General features: G+C 44.6%; 2 protein-coding genes. Both read right to left on the reverse strand.

All coding sequences use genetic code 11. The features are described 5' to 3' along the window. Window positions 1–24: 24 nt before the first annotated feature. Window positions 25–1,311, reverse strand: coding sequence for an ATP-binding protein (locus F6K53_RS40210; RefSeq protein WP_293085686.1), 1,287 nt, complete (start codon window positions 1,309–1,311; stop codon window positions 25–27). A 29-nt stretch (window positions 1,312–1,340) separates the two neighbouring features. Continuing rightward, window positions 1,341–1,544, reverse strand: coding sequence for a hypothetical protein (locus tag F6K53_RS40215; protein WP_149030994.1), 204 nt, complete (start codon window positions 1,542–1,544; stop codon window positions 1,341–1,343). Between the last annotated feature and the right edge of the window lie 181 nt (window positions 1,545–1,725).

Raw genomic sequence — 1,725 nt, forward strand, 5'->3', positions numbered from 1 at the left:
CGTTTTCTCTTCCGATCTCTTAGTTTATCCGCCAATTGCTCCTTTTGGAAGGGCAGCTGTCACTTTTCCAATCCATTCTAGGATAGATGGCACTTGGTCTTTATTATTCCATAACCAACGAATGGCTGTGGTTACTTTTTCTGCTTGCTTTGAACTCATCACATTCAGAAATACCTTCTTTCGTTGTTCTAGTTCAGTTTCATTACTATTCTGGATTTTTTTAACCACCCACCACTCCATAATGGAAGAGGCAAAGGAATAATTGATCTTATCTTCCGTGTATTGACGTTTAATTACTCCTTGTCCCACTAGAGCATCTAATTCTAGCTCCTGCTGACTGAAAATGTTATCAATATTACTGATATCGTAGCGCTGATTACGCAATCGACCCTTGAGTTCAGACAGGGCAATTAGCATTAACAACGTTTGCTCGATGGGATTAGATAATTCCCACATCTGTTGAAAGATATGTAGGGTTGTATTTTGGAACTCTTGGGCAAAGGTAACAGGGTCGAGGTCTCCTCCAGATCGTAACTCTTGGTAAAGCAGATAACCGGCATTCTGTAGCAAGACCGGGTGTCCATCAGCAATCTCTTTAATACCATCCCGCAACGCCGGTGTCATCGGCATCCCAAATAGCAGAGTATCTACTTCATTCTTGGTAAATGGCTTAAGTTGTCGAAACAGATAGTGATTGTACCACGGGGATTTATCTGGAGTGAGACTCGGCCCAAGTTCATTAAGACGGCGAGAGGAGGTGACAATCATGGAGAGGTATTGCCTTTCCTCAGCAAAATAGGCTACGCTGCGACACTCACTTAGAAAGGCTTCCATGTCAGCTTCAGTGTAGGTTTCATGAGTGCGAAAAACAGCATCATAATCATCCGCTAGCAACACTAAGAATTTGTTGTGTGCTCCCAGCTTACCCAAGACTTTTCGGAAATCTTCAGCAGTGCTTTTTCCGTCTTGCAGGAATCTATCGATATCTGCTTGCAGGCCAGGATTGCTGTCGAGTTTAGTTTTAATCAAGCTTAAGACCTTTCCCCAGAAGCCAGACCCTGTGAAGGGATGAATACTGAGGCAATTTAATAACACAATCACTGCTTGGGATGGGTCGGTCTGGTGTATTCGCCAGATTTCCGGCCAAGTGAGTAATTCCAGAAAGGAAGACTTTCCAATGCCCGGACCTCCCCACACTGATAGGTTACTGCGATGGGAGATTTGATCAAAAGCGGTTTCAATCAAAGCGGTTCGTCCCACAAAACGCTCTGGGGGAACTGGCTTACCGACAATGAAGGGATTGTTTGGCATTGGAAGTAAGTTAGTGATTCAATCAGTAATTATTTAAGCAGTGTGGAACAGGGAATCGGGAATAGGGGGAATAGTATGGGCAGAGTATGGGGAGTTTGGGGAGTGCGGGCGGTTTGGGGAGTGCGTCGAATGTACGAAGTGTGGGCAGTGTAGGGATGAGGGGGAGTGTGGAGAGGGAAGAAGTTGTTTTCGATTAAGATTAGGTTGGTATCTTTAAGTACATTTTTGTTCATTTTTCTCGTACTTCCTGCTCTGTTAACAACAACGATTTTGGGAAACGTTTATGACTGGATTTAACTCTGATCGAACTATTTTCAGTATAGTGCAGTTCTCAATTGTGTGAGTTAATTTGCTCCTGGGTTGATGGGAGTGGGGAGTGGGGAGTGGGGAGTGGGGAGTGGGGAGTGGGGAGTG

The sequence above is a fragment of the Moorena sp. SIO4A1 genome, from assembly GCF_010672065.1.
Classification (GTDB): domain Bacteria; phylum Cyanobacteriota; class Cyanobacteriia; order Cyanobacteriales; family Coleofasciculaceae; genus Moorena.